Source organism: Pseudomonas sp. NPDC077186 (assembly GCF_044543505.1).
GTDB lineage: Bacteria > Pseudomonadota > Gammaproteobacteria > Pseudomonadales > Pseudomonadaceae > Aquipseudomonas.
The window spans coordinates 275,338-296,026 of record NZ_JBITWE010000004.1 but is presented as its reverse complement, the minus strand read 5'-3'; the positions used below and the strand labels follow the sequence as shown (position 1 = coordinate 296,026).

Annotated in this window: 13 protein-coding genes; 7 read left to right on the top strand and 6 right to left on the bottom strand. The window is 68.5% G+C overall.

The genetic code is table 11. From position 1 onward, the window contains the following. Positions 1 to 31 precede the first annotated feature (31 nt). The 7 genes from ACIGKL_RS16865 (at position 32) to ACIGKL_RS16835 (ending at position 13,414) form a co-directional block, all read left to right on the top strand. A complete protein-coding gene (locus tag ACIGKL_RS16865) occupies positions 32 to 1,405 on the top strand; it encodes an alanine/glycine:cation symporter family protein (protein ID WP_397487631.1) in 1,374 nt (457 codons plus the stop codon). A gap of 116 nt (positions 1,406 to 1,521) precedes the next feature. Continuing rightward, positions 1,522 to 2,022: a thiol peroxidase gene (gene tpx / locus ACIGKL_RS16860; protein ID WP_397487630.1), complete on the top strand. Its 501-nt coding sequence runs from the start codon at positions 1,522 to 1,524 to the stop codon at positions 2,020 to 2,022. Positions 2,023 to 2,183: 161 nt separating this feature from the next. Next, positions 2,184 to 3,440: an MdtA/MuxA family multidrug efflux RND transporter periplasmic adaptor subunit gene (locus tag ACIGKL_RS16855; protein WP_397487629.1), complete on the top strand. Its 1,257-nt coding sequence runs from the start codon at positions 2,184 to 2,186 to the stop codon at positions 3,438 to 3,440. Then, positions 3,437 to 6,529: an MdtB/MuxB family multidrug efflux RND transporter permease subunit gene (locus tag ACIGKL_RS16850; protein ID WP_397487628.1), complete on the top strand. Its 3,093-nt coding sequence runs from the start codon at positions 3,437 to 3,439 to the stop codon at positions 6,527 to 6,529. Before ACIGKL_RS16855 ends, ACIGKL_RS16850 begins: the two co-directional genes overlap by 4 nt. Positions 6,530 to 6,629: 100 nt before the next feature. Next, complete coding sequence (locus ACIGKL_RS16845; protein ID WP_397487627.1) at positions 6,630 to 9,734, top strand: efflux RND transporter permease subunit; 3,105 nt, start codon at positions 6,630 to 6,632, stop codon at positions 9,732 to 9,734. Further along, positions 9,731 to 11,224 (top strand): efflux transporter outer membrane subunit, encoded by a 1,494-nt coding sequence (locus ACIGKL_RS16840; protein WP_397487626.1) that lies wholly within the window; start codon positions 9,731 to 9,733, stop codon positions 11,222 to 11,224. The genes ACIGKL_RS16845 and ACIGKL_RS16840 overlap by 4 nt, the downstream gene beginning before the upstream one ends. Positions 11,225 to 11,362: 138 nt before the next feature. Next, positions 11,363 to 13,414 (top strand): putative bifunctional diguanylate cyclase/phosphodiesterase, encoded by a 2,052-nt coding sequence (locus ACIGKL_RS16835; protein WP_397487625.1) that lies wholly within the window; start codon positions 11,363 to 11,365, stop codon positions 13,412 to 13,414. Between the two features lie 20 nt (positions 13,415 to 13,434). Here the strand turns inward: ACIGKL_RS16835 and ACIGKL_RS16830 are convergent, their stop codons facing one another. From ACIGKL_RS16830 to nuoJ, 6 genes are all read right to left on the bottom strand, one after another. Beyond that, positions 13,435 to 14,442, bottom strand: coding sequence for a TRAP transporter substrate-binding protein (locus ACIGKL_RS16830; protein WP_397487624.1), 1,008 nt, complete (start codon positions 14,440 to 14,442; stop codon positions 13,435 to 13,437). 249 nt (positions 14,443 to 14,691) lie between these two features. Beyond that, a complete protein-coding gene (gene nuoN, locus ACIGKL_RS16825; RefSeq protein WP_397487623.1) occupies positions 14,692 to 16,146 on the bottom strand; it encodes an NADH-quinone oxidoreductase subunit NuoN in 1,455 nt (484 codons plus the stop codon). Positions 16,147 to 16,152: 6 nt separating this feature from the next. Beyond that, positions 16,153 to 17,685, bottom strand: a complete 1,533-nt coding sequence (nuoM, locus tag ACIGKL_RS16820) for an NADH-quinone oxidoreductase subunit M (RefSeq protein ID WP_397487622.1) — start codon at positions 17,683 to 17,685, stop codon at positions 16,153 to 16,155. A 19-nt stretch (positions 17,686 to 17,704) separates the two neighbouring features. Beyond that, on the bottom strand, positions 17,705 to 19,552 hold the full coding sequence (gene nuoL, locus ACIGKL_RS16815; protein WP_397487621.1) for an NADH-quinone oxidoreductase subunit L: 1,848 nt from the start codon (positions 19,550 to 19,552) through the stop codon (positions 17,705 to 17,707). After that, positions 19,549 to 19,857 (bottom strand): NADH-quinone oxidoreductase subunit NuoK, encoded by a 309-nt coding sequence (gene nuoK / locus ACIGKL_RS16810; protein WP_397487876.1) that lies wholly within the window; start codon positions 19,855 to 19,857, stop codon positions 19,549 to 19,551. The genes nuoL and nuoK overlap by 4 nt, the downstream gene beginning before the upstream one ends. Continuing rightward, positions 19,857 to 20,360, bottom strand: a complete 504-nt coding sequence (gene nuoJ, locus ACIGKL_RS16805; protein ID WP_397487620.1) for an NADH-quinone oxidoreductase subunit J — start codon at positions 20,358 to 20,360, stop codon at positions 19,857 to 19,859. The genes nuoK and nuoJ overlap by 1 nt, the downstream gene beginning before the upstream one ends. Between the last annotated feature and the right edge of the window lie 329 nt (positions 20,361 to 20,689).

Genomic DNA, 20,689 nt, shown 5'->3' with positions numbered 1-20,689 from the left:
ACCGCGCAACTACAAGAATAAGGACCCTTCAATGGAAGCCATAACCAACTTGGTGAACCAACTCAACGGCCTGGTCTGGGGCCCACCCATGCTGGTGCTGATCCTCGGTACCGGGCTGTTCCTCATGCTGCGCCTGAAGTTCATGCCGCTGGCCAAGATCGGCCCCGGCTTCAAACTGATGTGGCAGGGGCGTAAGAAAGACGACGAGGAAAGCGGCGAGATCAGCCCGTTCCAGGCGCTGATGACCTGCCTGGCCGCCACCGTCGGCACCGGCAACATCGCCGGCGTGGCCACTGCCATCTTCCTTGGCGGCCCCGGCGCGCTGTTCTGGATGTGGTGCACCGCGCTGGTGGGCATGGCCACCAAGTACTGCGAAGTGGTACTGGCCGTGCACTACCGCGAGAAGGACGACCGCGGCGAGCACGTCGGCGGCCCGATGTACGCGATCAAGAACGGCCTGGGCGCCAAATGGGCCTGGCTCGGCGGCGCCTTCGCCATCTTCGGCGGTCTGGCCGGCTTCGGCATCGGCAACATGGTGCAGGTCAACTCCATGGCCCACGCCCTGGAAACCACCTTCAGCGTGCCGCTGTGGGTCACCGGCCTGGTGACCATGGTGTTCGTCGGCCTGGTCATCCTCGGCGGTATCAAGCGCATCGGCAAGGTCGCCGCCTCCCTGGTGCCGGCCATGTGCGTGGCCTACATCGTCGCCGCCATCGTCGTGCTGGTGGTCAACGCCAGCCAGATTCCGGCGGCCTTCGAGATGATCTTCACCTACGCCTTCACTCCGATCGCCGCCACCGGTGGCTTCGCCGGTGCGGCGGTGATGGCGGCGATCCGCTTCGGCGTGGCCCGCGGCATCTTCTCCAACGAGGCGGGCCTGGGCACCGCCGGTATCGCCCAGGCGGCCGGCACCACCAGCAGCCCGGTGCGCTCGGGGATGATCGGCATGCTCGGGACCTTCATCGACACCATCATCATCTGCTCGATGACCGGTCTGGCGATCATCTGCTCCGGCGTGTGGACCAGCGGCGCCAGCGGCGCGGCGCTGTCGGCGGCGGCCTTCGAGTCGGCCATGCCGGGCATCGGCGGGGCGATCCTGACCATTGCCCTGGTGGTGTTCGCCTTCACCACCATCCTCGGCTGGAGCTACTTCGGCGAGAAGTGCTGGGAATACCTGGTCGGTACCAAGGCGATCCTGCCGTTCCGCCTGGTCTGGGTGGTCGCGGTGCCGTTCGGCGCCATCGCCCAACTGGACTTCGCTTGGCTGCTGGCCGATACCCTCAACGGCCTGATGGCCATCCCCAACCTGCTCTCGCTGCTGTTGCTGAGCCCGGTGGTGGTGGCGCTGACCCGCGAGTACTTCGCCAAGCAAAAAGCGAATGTGTCGCCAGTGCAGGCAAGGTAGTCTGACCTTCGGGTCAGCTTGATCCGCTGCCTGACGAGGGCGCGTTCTGGGCTTGCCAAAAGCCCGGATCGCGCCCTTACTCTTTTACCCTCACTTCGCAGAAAAGGATTCTCCCCATGGCGCAAGTCACCCTCAAAGGCAACCCGGTTCCGGTCGACGGTCAACTGCCGCAGGCCGGTCAGCAAGCACCTGCCTTCAGCCTGGTCGGCAACGACCTTGGCGACGTCAGCCTGGCCAGCCTGGCCGGCAAGCGCAAGGTGCTGAACATCTTCCCCAGCGTCGACACCCCGACCTGCGCCACCTCGGTGCGCAAGTTCAACGCCGAGGCCGCACAACTGGCCAACACCGTGGTGCTGTGCATCTCCGCCGACCTGCCGTTCGCCCAGGCACGCTTCTGCGGCGCCGAAGGCCTGGACAAGGTGATCAACCTGTCGACCATGCGCGGCGCCGAGTTCCTCAAGAACTACGGCGTGGCCATCGCCGGCGGCCCGCTGGTCGGCGTCGCCGCCCGTGCGGTGGTGGTGCTGGACGAGCACGACAAGGTGCTGCACAGCGAGCTGGTCGGCGAGATCGCCGACGAGCCGAACTACGCGGCGGCCCTGGCGGCGCTCAAGTAACCGCCGGCGCGGCAACGACGGCCTGCTCTGCAGGCCGTTTTTATTTGTGCCTCAAACAGTTGGTAACGTAAGAGCAGCGTAAAAAGCGGGTAAATGGGCTTTGCTTGCCGGGTGTCAGTGCTTATCGTTCCGACTCCCTCAAGAAGTGACCCGTCCCCGCCATGTCCGATACCGCCTCGACCTCCGCGAAAACCTCCCGCCAGTGGCTGATCGGCCTGAGCCTGCTCGCCGTGCTGCTGCTGTTGCTCTGGTGGTTCTGGCCGAGCAAGGCACAGGCGCCGATGGGCGGTGGCCGCTTCGGCGACATGGGCCCGGTGCCGGTGCGGGTGGCCGAGGTGCGCCGCGACGACTTCGCCATCGAGCTCAAGGCCCTCGGCACGGTCACCGCCTACAACACGGTCAACGTGCGTTCGCGGGTGGACGGCGAGCTGGTCAAGGTGCTGTTCGAGGAGGGCCAGCAGGTCGAGGCCGGCGATCTGCTCGCGCTGATCGACCCGCGCCCCTACCAGGCGGCGCTGCAGCAGGCGCAGGGCGCGCTGCAGGAGCAGCAGGCGCAGCTGAAGAACGCCGAACTGGACCTGGCCCGCTACCAGGGCCTCTATGCCGAAGACAGCATCGCCAAGCAGACCCTCGATACCCAGCAGGCGCTGGTGAGTCAGTACCGCGGCAGCCTGCAGAGCTACCAGGCGGATGTCGCCACGGCCAGGCTCAACCTCGACTTCACCCAGATCCGCGCGCCGATCTCCGGCCGTCTCGGGCTGCGCCAGCTGGACGTCGGCAACCTGGTCAGCGCCGGCGACACCACGCCGCTGGTGGTGATCACCCAGACCCTGCCGATCGCGGTGACCTTCACCATCCCCGAGGGCGACCTGCCGGCGGTGCTGCAGCGCACCCGCGGCGGCGCGACGCTGGCGGTGGCGGCCTGGGACCGTGGCGAGCGGCTGAAGCTGGCAGACGGCGTGCTGGAGAGCCTGGACAACCAGATCGACACCGCCACCGGCACGGTCAAGCTCAAGGCGCGCTTCGCCAATGCCGAGCAGATGCTGTTCCCCAACCAGTTCGTCAACGTGCGCCTGCGCGTGGAAACCCGCGAAGCGGCCACCATCATTCCCTCGGCCGCCGTGCAGTTCGGCGCCCAGGGCACCTTCGTCTACGTGGTCGACGAAGGCAGCACGATCAGCCTGCGGCCGGTGACCATCGCCGCCAGCGACGCCGAGCGCAGCCTGGTGGGCGAGGGCGTGCAGCCCGGCGAGCGCTTGGTGCTGGAGGGCACCGACCGCCTGCGCGACGGCAGCCAGGTCGAGGTGATCGACCCGGCTGTGGTGCATAGCCCGGACGGTGCGGCGCGTCAACCGCTGAGCGAGGGCGGCAAGCCGGGTCGGGGCGAGCGTTCTGCCCAGCCGCGGAACGACGCATGAACATCTCCCGCCCCTTCATCCTGCGGCCGGTCGCCACCACGCTGCTGATGGTGGCGATCTTCCTCAGCGGCCTGATCGCCTACCGCCTGCTGCCAGTGTCGGCGCTGCCGGAGGTGGATTACCCGACCATCCGCGTGCTGACCCTCTATCCCGGCGCCAGCCCGGACGTGATGACCAGCGCGGTGACCGCGCCGCTGGAACGCCAGTTCGGCCAGATGGCCGGGCTCAAGCAGATGTCCTCGACCAGCTCCGGCGGCGCCTCGGTGATCACCCTGCGCTTCAACCTGGAGGTGGCGCTGGCGGTGGCCGAGCAGGAGGTGCAGGCGGCGATCAACGCGGCGAGCAACCTGCTGCCCGGCGACCTGCCGGCGCCGCCGGTGTACAACAAGGTCAACCCGGCCGATACCCCGGTGCTGACCCTGGCGGTGAGTTCGGCAACGATGCCGCTGCCGCAGGTCAACGATCTGGTCGATACCCGCCTGGCGCAGAAGCTGGCGCAGACCAGCGGCGTCGGCCTGGTCACTCTGGCCGGCGGGCAGCGCCCGGCGGTGCGCATTCGGGTCAATCCCGAGGCGCTGGCGTCCTACGGCCTGAGCCTGGCCGACGTGCGCAGCCTGATCACCGCCAGCAACGTCAACCAGCCCAAGGGCAACTTCGACGGCCCGACCCGCGTTTCCCAGCTCGACGCCAACGACCAGCTGAAATCGGTGGAGGAATACCGCGAGCTGATCCTCAGCTACCAGAACGGCGCGGCGCTGCGCCTGAAGGACGTCGCCGAAATCGTCGATGGCGCCGAGAACGAGCGCCTGGCCGCCTGGGCCAATCGCAACGCCGCGGTGCTGGTCAACGTGCAGCGCCAGCCCGGCGCCAACGTGATCGAGGTGGTCGACCGCATCCAGGCGTTGCTGCCGCACCTGACCGAGGGCCTGCCCGCCAGCGTCGAGGTCAAGGTGCTCACCGACCGCACCCAGACCATCCGCGCCGCGGTGCGCGATGTGCAGCACGAGCTGCTGCTGGCCATCGCCCTGGTGGTGATGGTGACCTTCCTGTTCCTGCGCAAGCTGTCGGCGACCATCATCCCGTCCATCGTCGTGCCGCTGTCGCTGATCGGCACCTTCGGCGTGATGTACCTGGCCGGCTTCACCATCAACAACCTGACGCTGATGGCGCTGACCATCGCCACCGGCTTCGTGGTCGACGATGCCATCGTCATGCTGGAGAACATCGCCCGTCACCTGGAGGAGGGCGAGACGCCGCTCGATGCCGCGCTCAAGGGCGCGCGGCAGATCGGCTTCACCCTGGTCTCGCTGACCCTGTCGCTGATCGCCGTGCTGATCCCGCTGCTATTCATGGCCGACGTGGTCGGCCGGCTGTTCCGCGAATTCGCCATCACCCTGGCCGTGGCCATCCTGATTTCCCTGGTGGTGTCGCTGAGCCTGACGCCGATGATGTGCGCGCGCCTGCTCAAGGCCGAGAAACCCGAGCAGGAGGGGCGCTTCTACCGCGCCGCCGGTGGCGTCATCGACGCCATGATCGCGCGCTACGGCGTCTGGCTGAGCTGGGTGCTCAAGCACCAGCCGCTGACCCTGCTGGTGGCGGTGGCCACCCTGGGCCTGACCGTGCTGCTCTACCTGGCGGTGCCCAAGGGCTTCTTCCCGGTGCAGGACACTGGGGTGATCCAGGGCATCTCCGAGGCGCCGCAGTCGATCTCCTTCGCCGCCATGAGCGAGCGCCAGCAGCGTCTGGCCGAGGTGATCCTGCGCGATCCGGCGGTGGCCAGCCTGTCCTCGTCGATCGGCGTCGACGGCGACAACCCCACGCTGAACAGCGGCCGTCTGCTGATCAACCTGAAAACCCACGCCGCGCGCGACGTCACCGCCAGCCAGGTGATCGAGCGCCTGCGCCCCGAGCTGGCGAAGATCCCGGGCATCGAGCTGTATATGCAGCCGGTGCAGGATCTGACCATCGAGGATCGCATCAGCCGCACCCAGTTCCAGTTCACCCTGGAGTCGCCGGACGGCGCGCTGCTGGAGCAGTGGACACCGCGCCTGGTCGAGGCGTTGCGCCAGCAGCCGGTGCTCACCGATGTCGCCAGCGACCTGCAGAACCGCGGCCTGCAGGTGTACCTGCAGATCGACCGCGACGCCGCCGCGCGTCTGGGCATCAGCGTCGGCGATATCGACGATGCGCTGTACGACGCCTTCGGCCAACGGCAGATCAGCACCATCTACACCCAGGCCAGCCAGTACCGCGTGGTGCTGGAAAGCCGCGACGGCGGACGCATCGGCCTGGCGGCGCTGGAGCAGATCCACGTCGCCAGCGGCGACGGGCAGCAGGTGCCGCTGGCCTCGCTGGCGCGCATCGAGGAGCGTCCGGCCAGCCTGCTGGTCAACCATATCGGCCAGTTCCCGGCGGTGACCCTGTCGTTCAACCTGGCCCCGGGGGTGTCGCTGGGCGAGGCGGTGGCGGTGATCGAGCGGGTTGAGCAGGAGATCGGCCTGCCCGGCGCCATCGACACCCAGTTCCAGGGCGCCGCCGAGGCCTTCCGCGCCTCGCTGAGCTCGACCCTGCTGCTGATCCTGGCGGCCATCGTCACCATGTACATCGTGCTCGGCGTGCTCTACGAGAGCTATATCCACCCGATCACCATTCTCTCCACGCTGCCCTCGGCCGGGGTCGGCGCCTTGCTGGCGCTGCTGTTGACCGGCAACGACCTGGGCCTGATCGCCATCATCGGCATCATCCTGTTGATCGGCATCGTCAAGAAGAACGCGATCATGATGATCGACTTCGCCCTGGAGGCCGAACGCAACCAGGGCATGGCGCCGCAGGATGCGATCTACCAGGCGGCGCTGCTGCGTTTCCGCCCGATCCTGATGACCACCCTGGCCGCGCTGTTCGGCGCCATCCCGCTGATGCTCGCCACCGGCTCCGGCGCCGAGCTGCGCCAACCGCTGGGCCTGGTGATGGTCGGCGGCCTGCTGCTCAGCCAGGTGCTGACGCTGTTCACCACGCCGGTGATCTACCTGTACTTCGATCGCCTGTCGCGGCGCTTTAGTGGTCGCAGTGCAGCGGGGGTGGCGGTATGAGCGGCAAGCTTCAAGCTTCAAACCACAAGTTAAAGGCAGCCCGCTGCCAGGCTTTTGCTTCTCACTTGCAGCTTGAAGCTTGTAGCTTGTGGCTGCTTCTATGAATCTGTCCGCCCCCTTTATCCGCCGCCCGGTGGCGACCCTGCTGCTGAGCCTGGCGATCATGCTGCTCGGCGGCGTCAGCTTCGGCCTGCTGCCGGTGGCGCCGCTGCCGCAGATGGATTTCCCCACCATCACCGTGCAGGCCAGCCTGCCCGGCGCCAGCCCGCAGATCATGGCCTCGACCGTGGCCACGCCGCTGGAGCGCTCGCTCGGCACCATCGCCGGCATCAGCCAGATGAACAGCCGCAGCAGCCAGGGCAACACGCGGATCATGATCCAGTTCGACCTGGACAAGGACATCAACACCGCCGCGCGCGAGGTGCAGGGGGCGATCAATGCCGCGCGCGAGCTGCTGCCCAGCGGCATGCGCACGATGCCCAGCTACCGCAAGGTCAACCCCTCGCAGGCGCCGATCATGGTCATCTCGCTGACCAGCGCGACGCTGAACAAGGGCCAGCTGTACGACGTCGCCGCGACCATCCTGGCGCAGAAGCTGGCCCAGATCGGCGGCGTCGGCGAGGTGCAGGTCGGCGGCAGCTCGCTGCCGGCGGTACGGGTGGCGCTGGAGCCGCGCCTGCTCGATCAGTACGGCATCGCCCTCGACGAGGTGCGCCAGGCCATCGCCGCGAGCAACGCGCTGCGCCCCAAGGGCGCGGTGGAGGACACGCAGCGCCGCTGGCAGGTGCAGGCCAGCGACCAGTTGGCCAAGGCCGCCGACTACCTGCCGATGATCATCCGCTACCAGGACGGTGCCGCGGTGCGCCTGGGCGACGTGGCGACGGTCAGCGACGGCGTCGAGGACCGCTACAACAGCGGCTTCTTCAACGACCAGGAAGCGGTGCTGCTGGTGGTCAACCGGCAGAGCGGGGCGAATATCCTGCAGACCATCGCCGATATCCGCGCCGAACTGCCGGCGCTGCGCGAGGTGATTCCGGCCAGCGTGCAACTGGAGGTAGCCATGGATCGCTCGCCGGTGATCCGCGCCACCCTGCACGAGGCCGAGCAGACCCTGCTGATCGCCGTGGGCCTGGTGATCCTGGTGGTGCTGGCGTTTCTCGGGCGTTGGCGGGCGGCGCTGATCCCGGCGCTGGCGGTACCGGTGTCGCTGATCGGCAGTTTCGCCGCCATGTACCTCTTGGGTTTTTCGCTGAACAACCTGTCGCTGATGGCGCTGATCATCGCCACCGGCCTGGTGGTGGACGATGCCATCGTGGTGCTGGAGAACATCTCGCGGCATATCCATAACGGCGAGAAGCCGATGGACGCGGCGTTCAAGGGCGCCCGCGAAGTCGGCTTCACCCTGCTGTCGATGAACCTGTCGCTGGTCGCGGTGTTCGTCTCCATCCTGTTTATGGGCGGCATCGTCGAGCGGCTGTTCCGCGAGTTCTCCATCACCCTGGCGGTGGCCATCGTGATTTCCCTGCTGGTGTCGCTGAGCCTGACGCCGATGCTCTGCGCGCGCTGGCTCAAGGCCGAGGCCGAGCAGCCGCAGAGCCGCCTGCAGCAGTGGGGCGAGCGCCTGCAGGGGCGCGTGCTGGCGTTCTACGGGCGCAGCCTGGACTGGGCGCTGCGCCATTCGCTGCTGATGCTGCTGAGCCTGCTGGCGACCATCGCGCTGAACGTCTACCTGTTCGTCAGCGTGCCCAAGACCTTTATGCCGCAGCAGGACACCGGCCAGCTGATCGGCTTTATCCGCGGCGACGACGGCCTGTCGTTCCAGGTCATGCAGCCGAAGATGGAGATCTTCCGCAAGGCGGTGCTGGCCGACCCGGCGGTGCACAGCGTGGCCGGCTTTATCGGCGGCGCAGGCGGGATCAACAATGCCTTTATGATCGTACGGCTGAAACCGGTGAGCGAACGCGGCGCGTCCTCGCAGCAGGTGATCAACCGCCTGCGCGCCAGCGTGCCCAAGGTGCCGGGTGGGCGCATGTTCCTCATGCCGGACCAGGATCTGCAGATCGGCGGGCGCGAGGGGCGCAGCTCGGAGAACGAGTACATGCTGCTGTCGGGCGATCTCGACGCCCTGCGCCAGTGGCTGCCCAGGGTGCGCGAGGCGCTGCGCGCGCTGCCCGAGCTGACCGATATCGACGCCAAGGAGAACGAGGGCGCCCAGCAGATCCGCCTGGTGGTGGACCGCGAGGCGGCGCAGCGCCTGGGCGTGGAGATGAGCATGATCACCGCGGTGCTCAACAACGCCTTCAGCCAGCGCCAGGTGTCGACCATCTACCAGGCGCTCAACCAGTACAGCGTGGTGATGGAAATCAACCCGCTGTACGCCCAGCACCCCGAGGCGCTGGACCAGATCCAGCTGATCACCGAGGCCGGCGCGCGCGTGCCGCTGTCCACCTTCGCCCGCTGGGAGCGCAGCCTGGAGGAGGACCGGGTCAACCATCAGGGCCAGTTCGCCGCCGAGAATATCGGCTTCTCCCTGGCCGAGGGGGTGAGCCTGGACCAGGCCAGCCGCGCCATCGAGGCGGCGGTGGCGCGGGTTGGCCTGCCCAGCGAGGTGCAGGGCATGCTCGGCGGCACCGGCGCGGCCTTCCAGCAGACCCAGGACAACCAGCCGCTGATGATCCTGCTGGCGCTGGTGGTGGTGTACATCGTCCTCGGCGTGCTCTACGAGAGCTACATCCACCCGCTGACCATCCTCTCCACCTTGCCCTCGGCCGGCGTCGGCGCCTTGCTCGCGCTGCAGCTGGTGGGCATGGAGTTCAGCCTGATCTCGCTGCTGGGGCTGTTCCTGTTGATCGGCATCGTCAAGAAGAACGCCATCCTGATGGTCGACCTGGCCCTGCAACTGGAACGCGGCGAGCACCTCAGCCCGCAGGAATCCATTCGCCGCGCCTGCCTGCTGCGCTTCCGGCCGATCCTGATGACCACCCTGGCCGCGATTCTCGGCGCGCTGCCGCTGGTGCTGGGTAGCGCCGAGGGTTCGGAGATGCGCCAGCCGCTGGGCATCACCATAGTCGGCGGCCTGGTGCTGAGCCAGTTGCTGACCCTCTACACTACGCCGGTGATCTACCTCTACTTCGACCGCCTGCGCCACCGCGTCAACCGCTGGCGCGGCGTGCGCACCGATGCTTCGTTGGAAACTCCGCTATGACCCAAGCTCCTGTCGGCAAAACCCTCCTGTCCCTGCTGCTGGCCGGCGTGCTGAGTGGCTGCATGCTCGGCCCCGACTACCAGCGCCCCGAGCTGGCGGCGCCCATGCAGTTCAAGCAGATCGAAGGCTGGAAGGCCGCCAGCCCCGGCGACGCCCTGGAGCGCGGCGCCTGGTGGCAGCTGTACGGCGACGCCGAACTCGACGCCCTGGTCGAGCGCCTGCAGCTGTCCAACCAGAACCTGGCCGCGGCCGAGGCCCAGTACCGCCAGGCCCGCGCCCTGGTGCGCGGCGCGCGCGCCAGCTTCTACCCGAGCCTGTCCGCCAGCGCCGGGGTGACCCGCGCGGGGCAGGGCGGCGGCGACAGCACCCTCAGCACCGGCGACGGGGTGAGCGTCAGCGGCTCGAACGCCGCGCGCATCTCCAAGACCTACGAACTGGGCCTCAATGCGGCCTGGGAGCTGGATGTCTGGGGCAAGCTGCGCCGCGGCCTGGAGTCCAGCCGCGCCGAGTACGACGCCAGCGCCGCCGACCTGGCCGCCGCACGCCTGAGCCTGCAGAGCGAGCTGGTGCAGAACTACCTGCAGCTGCGCGTGCTGGATGAGCAGAAGCGCCTGCTCGACGCCACCGTGGCCGCCTACGCCCGCTCGCTGCGCCTGACCGAGAACCAGTACCAGGCCGGCATCGTGCCCAAGTCCGACGTGACCCAGGCCATCACCCAGCTCAAGAGCACCCAGGCCCAGGCCATCGATCTCGAGTGGCAGCGCGCCCAGCTGGAACACGCCATCGCCGTGCTGGTCGGCGCCAGCCCGGCCGAGCTGTCCATCGCCGCGCGCGACGGCGTGCCGGGGCTGCCGCAGATCCCCGTGGCGCTGCCCTCGCAGCTGCTCGAACGGCGCCCCGACGTGGCCGCCGCCGAGCGCCGGGTGATGGCCGCCAACGCGCAGATCGGCGTGGCCGAGGCCGCCTGGTTCCCCGACCTGACCCTCTCGGCCAGCGGCGGCTACCGCGGCAGCAGCTTCGCCGACTGGATCGAGGTGCCCAACCGCTTCTGGTCGCTCGGCCCGCAACTGGCGCTGAGCCTGTTCGACGGCGGCGCCCGCCGCGCCGAGCTGGAGCGCACGGAGGCGGTCTACGAGCAGACCGTGGCGCAGTATCGCCAGGCGGTGCTCGACAGCTTCCGCGAGGTGGAAGACCAACTGGTACAGCTGCGCGTGCTGGAGCAGGAGAGCGGGGTGCAGCAGCAGGCGCTGGACGCCGCGCGCGAATCGCTGCGCCTGATCGAAAACCAGTACCGCGCCGGTACCGTGGACTTCAACAGCGTGGTCAACGTGCAGGCCACCGCGCTGAGCAACGAGCGCTCCAGCCTGACCCTGCTCGGCAGCCGGCTGACCGCCAGCGTGCAGCTGATCGCCGCCCTCGGCGGCGGCTGGCAACTCGAGCGACTGCATGAAGGCGACGAGCAGGCGACGAACAGCAGCTTGACCCAGTAGTCAGGTGTTTTTTTGCCTGACCCGGAAGCGGGCTTTCCGCTAAGATTCGCGCTCTTGTCGTCAATGCTTGCAACTGGCCATCAGGGATTCGGAGCGTGCGACGCTCCGCGGTCGGCGCAACGCCTGTAGAGAGTTTCGATGCTGATCGGTAGTTACGATTTATCCCTGGTTGTGCTGTCGCTGTGCGTGGCCATCCTGGCGTCCTATACGGCGCTCGATCTGGCCGGGCGCATCGCCAGTGCCAAGGGCATCGCCCAGCCGCTGTGGATCGCCGGCGGCGCGGTGGCCATGGGCATCGGCATCTGGTCCATGCACTTCGTCGGCATGCTCGCCTTCAGCCTGCCGATTCCGCTCGGTTACGACCTCGCCATCACCCTGCTGTCGCTGGCCATCGCCATGCTCGCCTCGGGCTTCGCCCTGTGGCTGGTCAGCCAGCCCGAGCTGCCGGCCTGGCACCTGGGCCTGGGCGCGCTGGCCATGGGCGCGGGGATCGGCGCCATGCACTACATCGGCATGGCGGCGCTGCGCATGCAGCCGGGGATCGACTACGACCCGCTGCTCTTCGCCCTGTCGCTGCTGATCGCCGTGCTCGCCTCGGGCGCGGCGCTGTCGATCGCCTTCCGCCTGCGCCGCGACACGCCCTACGTGCGCCTGGCCCGCGGCGGCGCGGCGGTGGTCATGGGCCTCGCCATCGTCGGCATGCACTTCACCGGCATGGCCGCGGCGAACTTCCCCGAGGGCAGCTACTGCGGGGCGGCGATCAGCGGCCTGGACAGTCGCTGGCTGGCCAGCCTGGTGCTGGTGGTGACCCTGGCGGTGCTGGCCATCGCGCTGCTCACCTCGATCCTCGACGCCCGCCTGGAGGCGCGTACCGCGCTGCTCAGCAGCTCGCTGGCCAAGGCCAACGCCGAGCTGACCCAACTGGCCCTGCACGATGGCCTGACCAAGCTGCCCAACCGCCTGCTGCTGGAAGACCGCATCGGCCAGAGCATCCTCAAGGTCGGGCGCAACGGCGGCCATTTCGCCCTGCTGTTCATGGACCTGGACGGCTTCAAGCCGGTCAACGACGCCTTCGGCCATCACGTCGGCGATCAGCTGCTGGTGGCGGTGGCCCAGCGCCTGCGCGCCAACCTGCGCGCCCAGGACAGCCTGGCGCGGATCGGCGGCGACGAGTTCGTCCTGCTCGCCGAGCTGCGTCAGGCGCAGGACGCGGCCAACGTCGCGGGGCAGGTGGTCAGCCTGCTGAGCCAGCCGTTTTGGGTCGAGGGGCACGAGTTGCGCGTCTCCACCAGCGTCGGCATCGCCCTCTACCCGGGCGACGGCAGCGACCAGCAGGAGCTGCTGATCAACGCCGACGCGGCGATGTACCACGCCAAGGGCCTGGGCAAGAACGGCTACAGCTTCTTCGAGCGCTCGATGAACACCAACGCGCGCCAGCAGCTGCAACTGCTGCACGACCTGCGCGCGGCGCTGGAGCGCGGCGAGTTCCGCCTGTACTACCAGCCCAAGTTCGCCACCGGCAGCGAGCGCATGATCGGCGTCGAGGCGCTGCTGCGCTGGCAGCACCCGCAGCAGGGGCTGCTGGCGCCGGATCGCTTTATCGGCCTGGCGGAGAAGACCGGGCTGATCATCGCCATCGGTGACTGGGTACTGGACGAGGCCTGCCGGCAGATGCGCCTGTGGTACCAGCAGGGGCGCAGCGACTGGCGGGTGGCGGTGAACCTCTCGGCGCTGCAGTTCTGTCACGGCGAACTGGTCGACAGCGTGCGCCAGACCCTGGCGCGGCATGAGCTGCCGGCCAATTGCCTGACCCTGGAGATCACCGAGAGCACGGCGATGCACGACGTGAACGCCAGCCTGGCGATACTCGAACAGCTATCGGCCATGGGCGTGGACATCGCCATCGACGATTTCGGCACCGGCTATTCCAGCCTGCTCTACCTCAAGCGCCTGCCGGCCAACGAGCTGAAGATCGACCGCGGCTTCGTCCGTGATCTGGAGCACGACGGCGACGACGCCGCGATCGTCTCGGCCATCGTCGCCCTGGGCCAGGCGCTGGACCTGCGCATCGTCGCCGAGGGCGTGGAGACCCGCCAGCAGCAGGCCTTCCTCACCGAGCTGGGCTGCGACTCGCTGCAGGGCTACCTGCTCGGCCATCCGCTGCCGCCGGAGCAGTTGCCGGCGGGCTGACTTGGCGGAATTCCGCCAGGCTATTCGCGGTGCTTGCGGTTGACCGTCTGCGCGGCCTTGATCACGTCGCTGCCGATCGCCGTTTCGAACTGCTGCCACACCGGGCGCATGGCGTCGCGCCAGGCCTGGCGCTGCTCGGCGCTGAGTTCGAGTACCTGGCTGCGCCCGGAATCGACGATGCGCTGGCGATCGGCCTGGTTGGCGGCCTCGGCCTGGCGGTTCACCGCGTAGGTGACTTCGTCGATGATGCCCTCCAGTTCCATGCGGATCTGGTGCGGAATGCCGTACCAGAAGCGCGAGTTGCTCACCAGCATGTAGTCCAGCACGCCATGGTTGGTCTCGCTGATAAAGGGCTGCACCTCGTGCAGCTTCTGGCTATGGATGTTCGACCAGGGGTTTTCCGCGCCCTGCACCTGGCCGCTTTGCAGCGCCTTGAACACTTCGGCGAACGGCAGTTTCTGCGCGCCTGCACCGAGTTGGCGGAACTGCGCCTCGAGCACCGCCGAGGGCTGGATGCGAAAGCTCAGGCCATTGGCGTCGCCGGGCATCTGCAGCGCGCGGGTGGCGGACAGCTGCTTCATGCCGTTGTGCCAATAGGCCAGGCCGACGATGTTGTGATCCTCCATCGAACGCAGCAGCTGGCGGCCCTTGGCGCGCTTCTGGAAGCGGTTGACCGCGTCGAGGTCGTCGAACAGGAAGGGCAGGTCGAACACCTGCAGCTGCTTGGTGTACTGCTCGAACTTGGCCAGCGAGGGCGCCAGCAGCTGCACCTCGTTGTTGCGCAGGGCCTCCAGCTCGTTGGCGTCGCCGTACAGGCTGGAATTGGGGTAGACCTCGACCCTGACCTTGCCGGCCAGGCGTTCTTCCACCAGTTGCTTGAACAGCAACGCGCCCTGGCCCTTGGGCGTGCCGTCGGCGACCACGTGGGAGAACTTGATCAGGATGGCCTCGTCGGCCTGGGCGCTGAGCGCCGCCAGCGAGCTGAGCGCCAGGGCGCAGACGGCCAGGGCGCGGATCGTGTTGAGCATCTTGCTACCTTTTTCTTCTTATCTGTGGTGAGGCGCGGGGCGCCCGGTGTTGGTGGCGTTGGCCGTGGGTGGCGGAGCTCGGCAGCGCCGGTTCGCGGTCAAGGCTGGTAGCTTGCATGGCAAGGGCTGTGCCAGGGTGGCGATTTTCCGCCAACGCGGTGGCCACGGGAAAAACTCCGTGACGCAGCGCACAGCGGGTGGCGGAAACCCGCCATCCACCCGCTCGGGCTTAGCGGAATCTTGCCGGTGTCAGCCGAGCGCGACGCCCTGCAGCATGGCCAGCAGGGGTTGCGGATAGACGCCGATGGCGAACGCCAGCAGCGCCACCAGCAACAGCATCATGCCGCCGGCGCGCTGGCCCCAGTCGAAGGGCGCGTCGTGGCGGTGCAGGTTGGGCTCGCGCAGGTAGAGGGTGACCATCACCCGCAGGTAGTAGAACAGGCCGATGGCGCTGCCCAGTACCAACGCGCCGAGCAGCCACCACAGGCGCGCCTCGACGCCCACGGCGATCAGGTAGAACTTGCCGATGAAGCCGGCGGTGAGCGGAATCCCGGCCAGCGACAGCATCATCACGGTGAGCACCGCGGTCAGGTAGGGGCGGCGCCAGAACAACCCGCGGTATTCGTACAGGGCGTCGGCGTCGCGGCCGCTGTAGGGGGTGGACATCAGGCTGATCACGCCGAAGGCGCCGAGGGTGGTCAGCACATAGGTCGCCAGGTACACCGCGGCGGCTTCCAGGGCCAGGCCGCGGCTGGCCACCAGGGCCACCAGCAGGTAGCCGAAGTGGGCGATGGAGCTATAGCCGAGCAGGCGCTTGAGGTTGTTCTGCAGCAGCGCCAGCAGGTTGCCCACCAGGATCGAGGCCACCGCCAGGGCCGCGAGCAGCTCGTGCAGGGCTGGCGCGGCGGCCACCGGCGCCAGTTGGAACAGGCGCAGCAGGGCGGCGAACACCGCCACCTTGCTGGCGGTGGCGAGGAAGGCGGCGACCGGTGCCGGCGCGCCTTCGTAGACGTCCGGCGTCCACAGGTGGAAGGGCACCAGCGACAGCTTGAAGGCCAGGCCCACCAGCATCAGGCCCAGCGCCGACTGCGCCAGCAGGCCGGGGCTGCCGAGGCTGGCGCCGATGGCGGCGAAGGCCAGGCTGCCGGATTCGGCGTAGAGCAGGGCCATGCCCAGCAGCAGGAAGGCGCTGCCGGCGGCGGAGAGGATCATGTACTTGATCCCGGCCTCCAGCGAGCGGCGGTTGAAGAAGGCGTAGGCGACCAGGGCGTAGGTCGGCACCGAGAGCAGCTCCAGGCCGATGAACAGTCCGGCCAGGTGCTGCGCGCTGACCAGTACCAAGCCGCCGCAGGCGCTGAGCAGCATCAGCAGGTAGAGCTCCTCGCGGTTGCCCGGGTAGCCCTTGCCGCGGCCTTCGCCGAGGTAGGCGTGGGCCAGGGTCACGCAGGCCAGGGTGGCCACCAGGATCAGCGCCATATAGAAGGCGGCGAAGCTGTCGATGCGCAGCAGCGGGGTGACCTCCAGCGGCATCACCCGCAACGCCGGCAGCAGGGCCAGCAGCGCCAGGTTGAGGCCGATCACGCTGAGCAGGAAGCTCTGCCGATGGCTGCGGCGCCAGGCGATGCCGAGCATCACCGCGATGGCGGTGGCGGCGCAGACCAGCAGCGGCAGCAGGGCGATGAAGTGCTCGAGGCGTAGATCCATGGCCGGCTACCTCGCGACCGTCAGTTGGGCGAAGGCCGCGCTCAGCCACTGCTGCACGCCCTGCATGCTGGCTGCCGAGGTGTCCAGCACCGCCTGGGGGAACAGTCCGAGCCACAGCAGCAGCGCCACCAGGCCGAGCAGCATGGCCAGCTCGCGGCCGTCCAGCGCCTGCAGCGCCGCCTCGCTCCTGGCCGGCCCGTAGAAGGCGCGCTGCATCATGATCAGGGCATAGACCGAGGCCAGCACCAGGCCGCTGGCGGCGACCACGGTGAACCAGGGCCAGTCCTTGAACGCGCCGAGCAGGATCAAAAATTCGCCGACGAAGTTGCCGGTGCCGGGCATGCCCAGGCTGGCGGCGGCGAAGAACAGGGTGATCCCCGGCAGGTAGTGCATGCGGCTCCACAGTCCACCCATCTGTCCCAGTTCGCGGGTGTGCAGGCGCTCGTAGAGCTGGCCGCAGAGGATAAACAGCGCCGCCGCCGACAGGCCGTGGGCGAGCATCTGCACCACCACGCCCTGCAGCGCCAGGGGGTGGCCGCTGTAGATGCCGATCAGGATAAAGCCCATGTGCGAGACGCTGGTGTAGGCGATCAGCCGCTTGATGTCGCTCTGGGCGAAGGCCAGCAGCGCGCCGTAGACGATGCCGAGCAGGCCGAGGCCCATGGCGATGGGGGCGAATTCGGCCGAGGCGTTGGGAAACAGCGGCACGGCGAAGCGCAGCAGGCCGTAGGCGGCGGTCTTCAGCAGGATGCCGGCCAGATCCACCGAGCCGGCGGTCGGCGCCTGGGCATGGGCGTCCGGCAGCCAGGAGTGCAGCGGCACCACCGGCAGCTTGACCGCGAAGGCGACGAAGAAACCCAGCATCAGCAGGTATTCCAGGCCGGGCGCGAGCTCGGCGCGCAGCAGCAGGGCGTAGTCGAAGGTGAGCACGCCTGTGGCGTTGAAGTGGCTGAGCACCAGGCCGAGGATGGCCACCAGCATGATCAGGCCGCTGGCCTGGGTGTAGATGAAGAACTTGGTCGCCGCGTTGATCCGCGAGCTGCTGCCGTCCGCCGCGCTGTGCCCCCACAGGGCGATGAGGAAGTACATCGGCACCAGCATCATTTCCCAGAAGAAGAAGAACAGGAACAGGTCGAGGGCGAGGAACACGCCGATCACCCCGCCGAGAATCCACATCAGGTTGAGGTGGAAGAAACCCACCCGCGCCTGGATCTCGCGCCAGGAGCAGAGCACCGAGAGCACCCCGAGCAGGCCGGTGAGCAGGATCATCAGCAGCGACAGGCCGTCCAGCGCCAGGTGGATGTTGATGCCCAGGCGGGGAATCCACGGCTGCTTGAACTCCAGCTCCCAGACCGGATCGCGGCCCGGCATCGGCGCCAGCTGGAAGTCGCCCTGGGCCCACAGCAGCAGGCCCAGCGCCAGCACCAGGAGCATGGTCAGCAGCGCCAGCCAGCGCGGCAGGGTCTGGCTGCGCTGCTCGCCCAGCCAGCACAGCAGGCCGCCGATAAAGGGGATAAGGATCAGCCAGGGCAGAATCATCTCGCCTCCATGAGCAGATTCAGGACCATGCCAGCGCTCCCAGCAGCAGCACCGCGCCGCCCGCCAGCGAGGCGGCGTACCAGCGCAGCCGGCCGGTCTGGCTCAGGCTCAGCAGCAGGTGCGCCAGCCGCGCCAGGCGCGCCAGCAGGCCGAGGCTGCGGTCGCAGGGGTCGCGGGCCAGCAGCCGGCACAGCCACAGGTAGGGCAGCACGAACAGCCGCTGGTAGAGCCAGTCGAAGCCCCAGGCCGCGCCCCACCAGGCCACCAGCAGGCGCCCCGGGACGCTGGCGGCCAGCGCCGCGACCTGCCTTCGCTGGCCGAGGAACAGGCCGGCGGCCAGCGCCACGCCGATGATCGCCACCGCCGAGGACAGCAGCTCCAGGCCCAGCCTGCCGTCGCCGTGGGCCGCGCCGGGGCCGGCCGGCAGCACGCCGGCCAGCGGCGGCTCGATCAGCCCGCCGACGAAGGTCGACAGCACCAGCAGCAGGCCCAGCGGCAACCAGTGGGCGAGGCCCTGGCCGGGATGGGCGTCGATCTGCGCCTGGCCGTGGAAGGCGATGAAGATCAGGCGGAAGCTGTACAGCGAGGTGAGCAGGGCGCCGAGCAGGCCGGCCGCCAGCAGCAGGCGCTCGCCGCCGGCCAGGGCCTGCCAGAGGATCTCGTCCTTGGAATAGAAGCCGGCGGTCACCAGCGGCAGCGCGGCCAGGGCGCCGCCGCCGACCAGGAAGCAGGCGTAGACCAGCGGCAGGCGCCGGCGCAGGCCGCCCATCCTGAAGATGTCCTGCTCGTGGTGGCAGGCATTGATCACCGCGCCGGCGCTGAGGAACAGCAGGGCCTTGAAGAAGGCGTGGGTCATCAGGTGGAAGATCGCCGCCTGCCAGGCGCCGACGCCCAGGGCGAGGAACATGTAGCCGATCTGGCTCATGGTCGAGTAGGCCAGGATGCGCTTGATGTCGCGCTGCACCAGCGCCGCGCAGCCGGCCAGCAGCAGGGTGATGGCGCCCACCGCGCCGACCAGGCCGAGGCTCAGCGGCGCCAGGCTGAACAGGCCGTGGCAGCGGGCGATCAGGTAGACCCCGGCGGTGACCATGGTGGCGGCGTGGATCAGCGCCGACACCGGCGTCGGGCCGGCCATGGCGTCGGCCAGCCAGGTCTGCAGCGGCAGCTGCGCCGACTTGCCCACCGCGCCGCCGAGCAGCAGCAGGGTGGCCAGGGTCAGCAGCGCATCGCCACTGGCGAAGCATTGCGGCGCCAGTTCCAGCAGCTCGCGGATGTTCAGGGTGCCGAGGGCGTGGTAGAGCAGGAACAGGCCGAGGGCGAGGAACACGTCGCCGATGCGGGTGACGATGAAGGCCTTCAGCGCCGCCGCACCGTTGGCCGGGTTGCGGTAGTAGAAGCCGATCAGCAGGTAGCTGCACAGGCCCACGCCTTCCCAGCCGAAGTAGAGCGCCAGCAGGTTGTCGCCGAGCACCAGCAGCAACATGCTGGCGACGAACAGGTTCATGTAGGCGAAGAAGCGCGCGTAGCCTTCCTCGCCGCGCATGTACCAGCTGGCGAACAGGTGGATGAGAAAGCCGACGCCGCTGACCACCCCGAGCAGGGTCAGCGACAGGCCGTCCAGGTGCAGGGCGATGGCCGGGGCGAAACTGTCCACCTCCAGCCATTGCCACAGCGGCTGGACGTGGACGCCGCCGGCCGGCGGTGCGCTGAGGAACTGCCAGCCGACCCACAGCGCGGTCAGCGCGGCGAGGCCGACCGAGCCGACGCCGATGGTCGCCGCCTGGTTCTCGCTCAGGCGCCCGCGGGAGAACGCCAGGGCAAGGAAGCCGAGCAGCGGCAGGAGCAGGGTCAGGGGCAACAGGTTCATCCGCGCATCTCGCTGGCCGAGTCGATGTCGAGGCTGTCGTGGCGGCGGTACAGCTGCAGCAGGATGGCCAGGCCGATGGCCGCCTCGGCGGCGGCCAGGGTGATCACCAGGATGAACATCACCTGGCCGTCGGCCTGCGCCCAGCGGCTGCCGGCGACGACGAAGGCGAGCGCGGCGGCGTTCATCATCACCTCCAGGCTCATCAGCATGAACAGGATGTTGCGCCGCACCAGCAGGCCCACCAGCCCCAGGCAGAACAGCAGGACGGCCAGGGCCAGGCCGTGTTCCAGCGGTACCGTGTCGATCATGGCTGGTTGGCCTCCGCGCGGCCGAGGTGGAAGGCGGCGACCAGCGCCGCCAGCAGCAGCATCGAGGCCAGTTCCACCGCCAGCAGGTAGGGGCCGAACAGGCTGATGCCCACCGCCTTGGGCGGCACCGTGCTCTGCCCCAGCGGCTGGCCGCCGTCCAGCAGCCACAGGGCATGCAGCAGCAGGGCCAGCAGCAGCGCGGCGAGGATGCCGGGGCCGATCCAGATGCCCGGGGTCAGCCACTTGCGCTCCTGGGCGATCACCGCCGGGCCGAGGTTGAGCATCATCACCACGAAGACGAACAGCACCATGATCGCCCCGGCGTAGACGATGATCTCCAGCGCCCCGGCGAAGGGCGCGCCGAGGGCGAAGAAGCACATGGCCACGGCCAGCAGCGAGATGATCAGGTAGAGCAGGGCGTGGATCGGGTTGTGGTGGCCGATCACCCGCAGCGTGGCGAGCAGGGCGATGGCGCCGGAGAGGTAGAAGGCGATGGCCATGGTCAGTGGCCTCCCTCAGGTCTATGTTTTTGGAGCACTTCAGGTGCAAAGGCAGCCGCCGCTTTTGCGTGTGCCGGTAGCTCTGGTTGCGCCCCCTCGGGCGCCTTACTTTTCTTTGCTCGTGCAAAGAAAAGTAAGCAAAAGAAACACGCCCCTGCATCCGGGTCTCGCTGCGCTCGACTCCCCTCTCTCCGGTATCGCTCCGGGGGCCGGCGTACATGGGCCATCCCTGGCCCATTACGCCTCTCGCCGCGTCCCTGCGGCTCGTCCCCCTGCGCAATACCTCCGTTCGGCCTCCTGACGGGGGACTTCGCGCGCCTGATGAATTG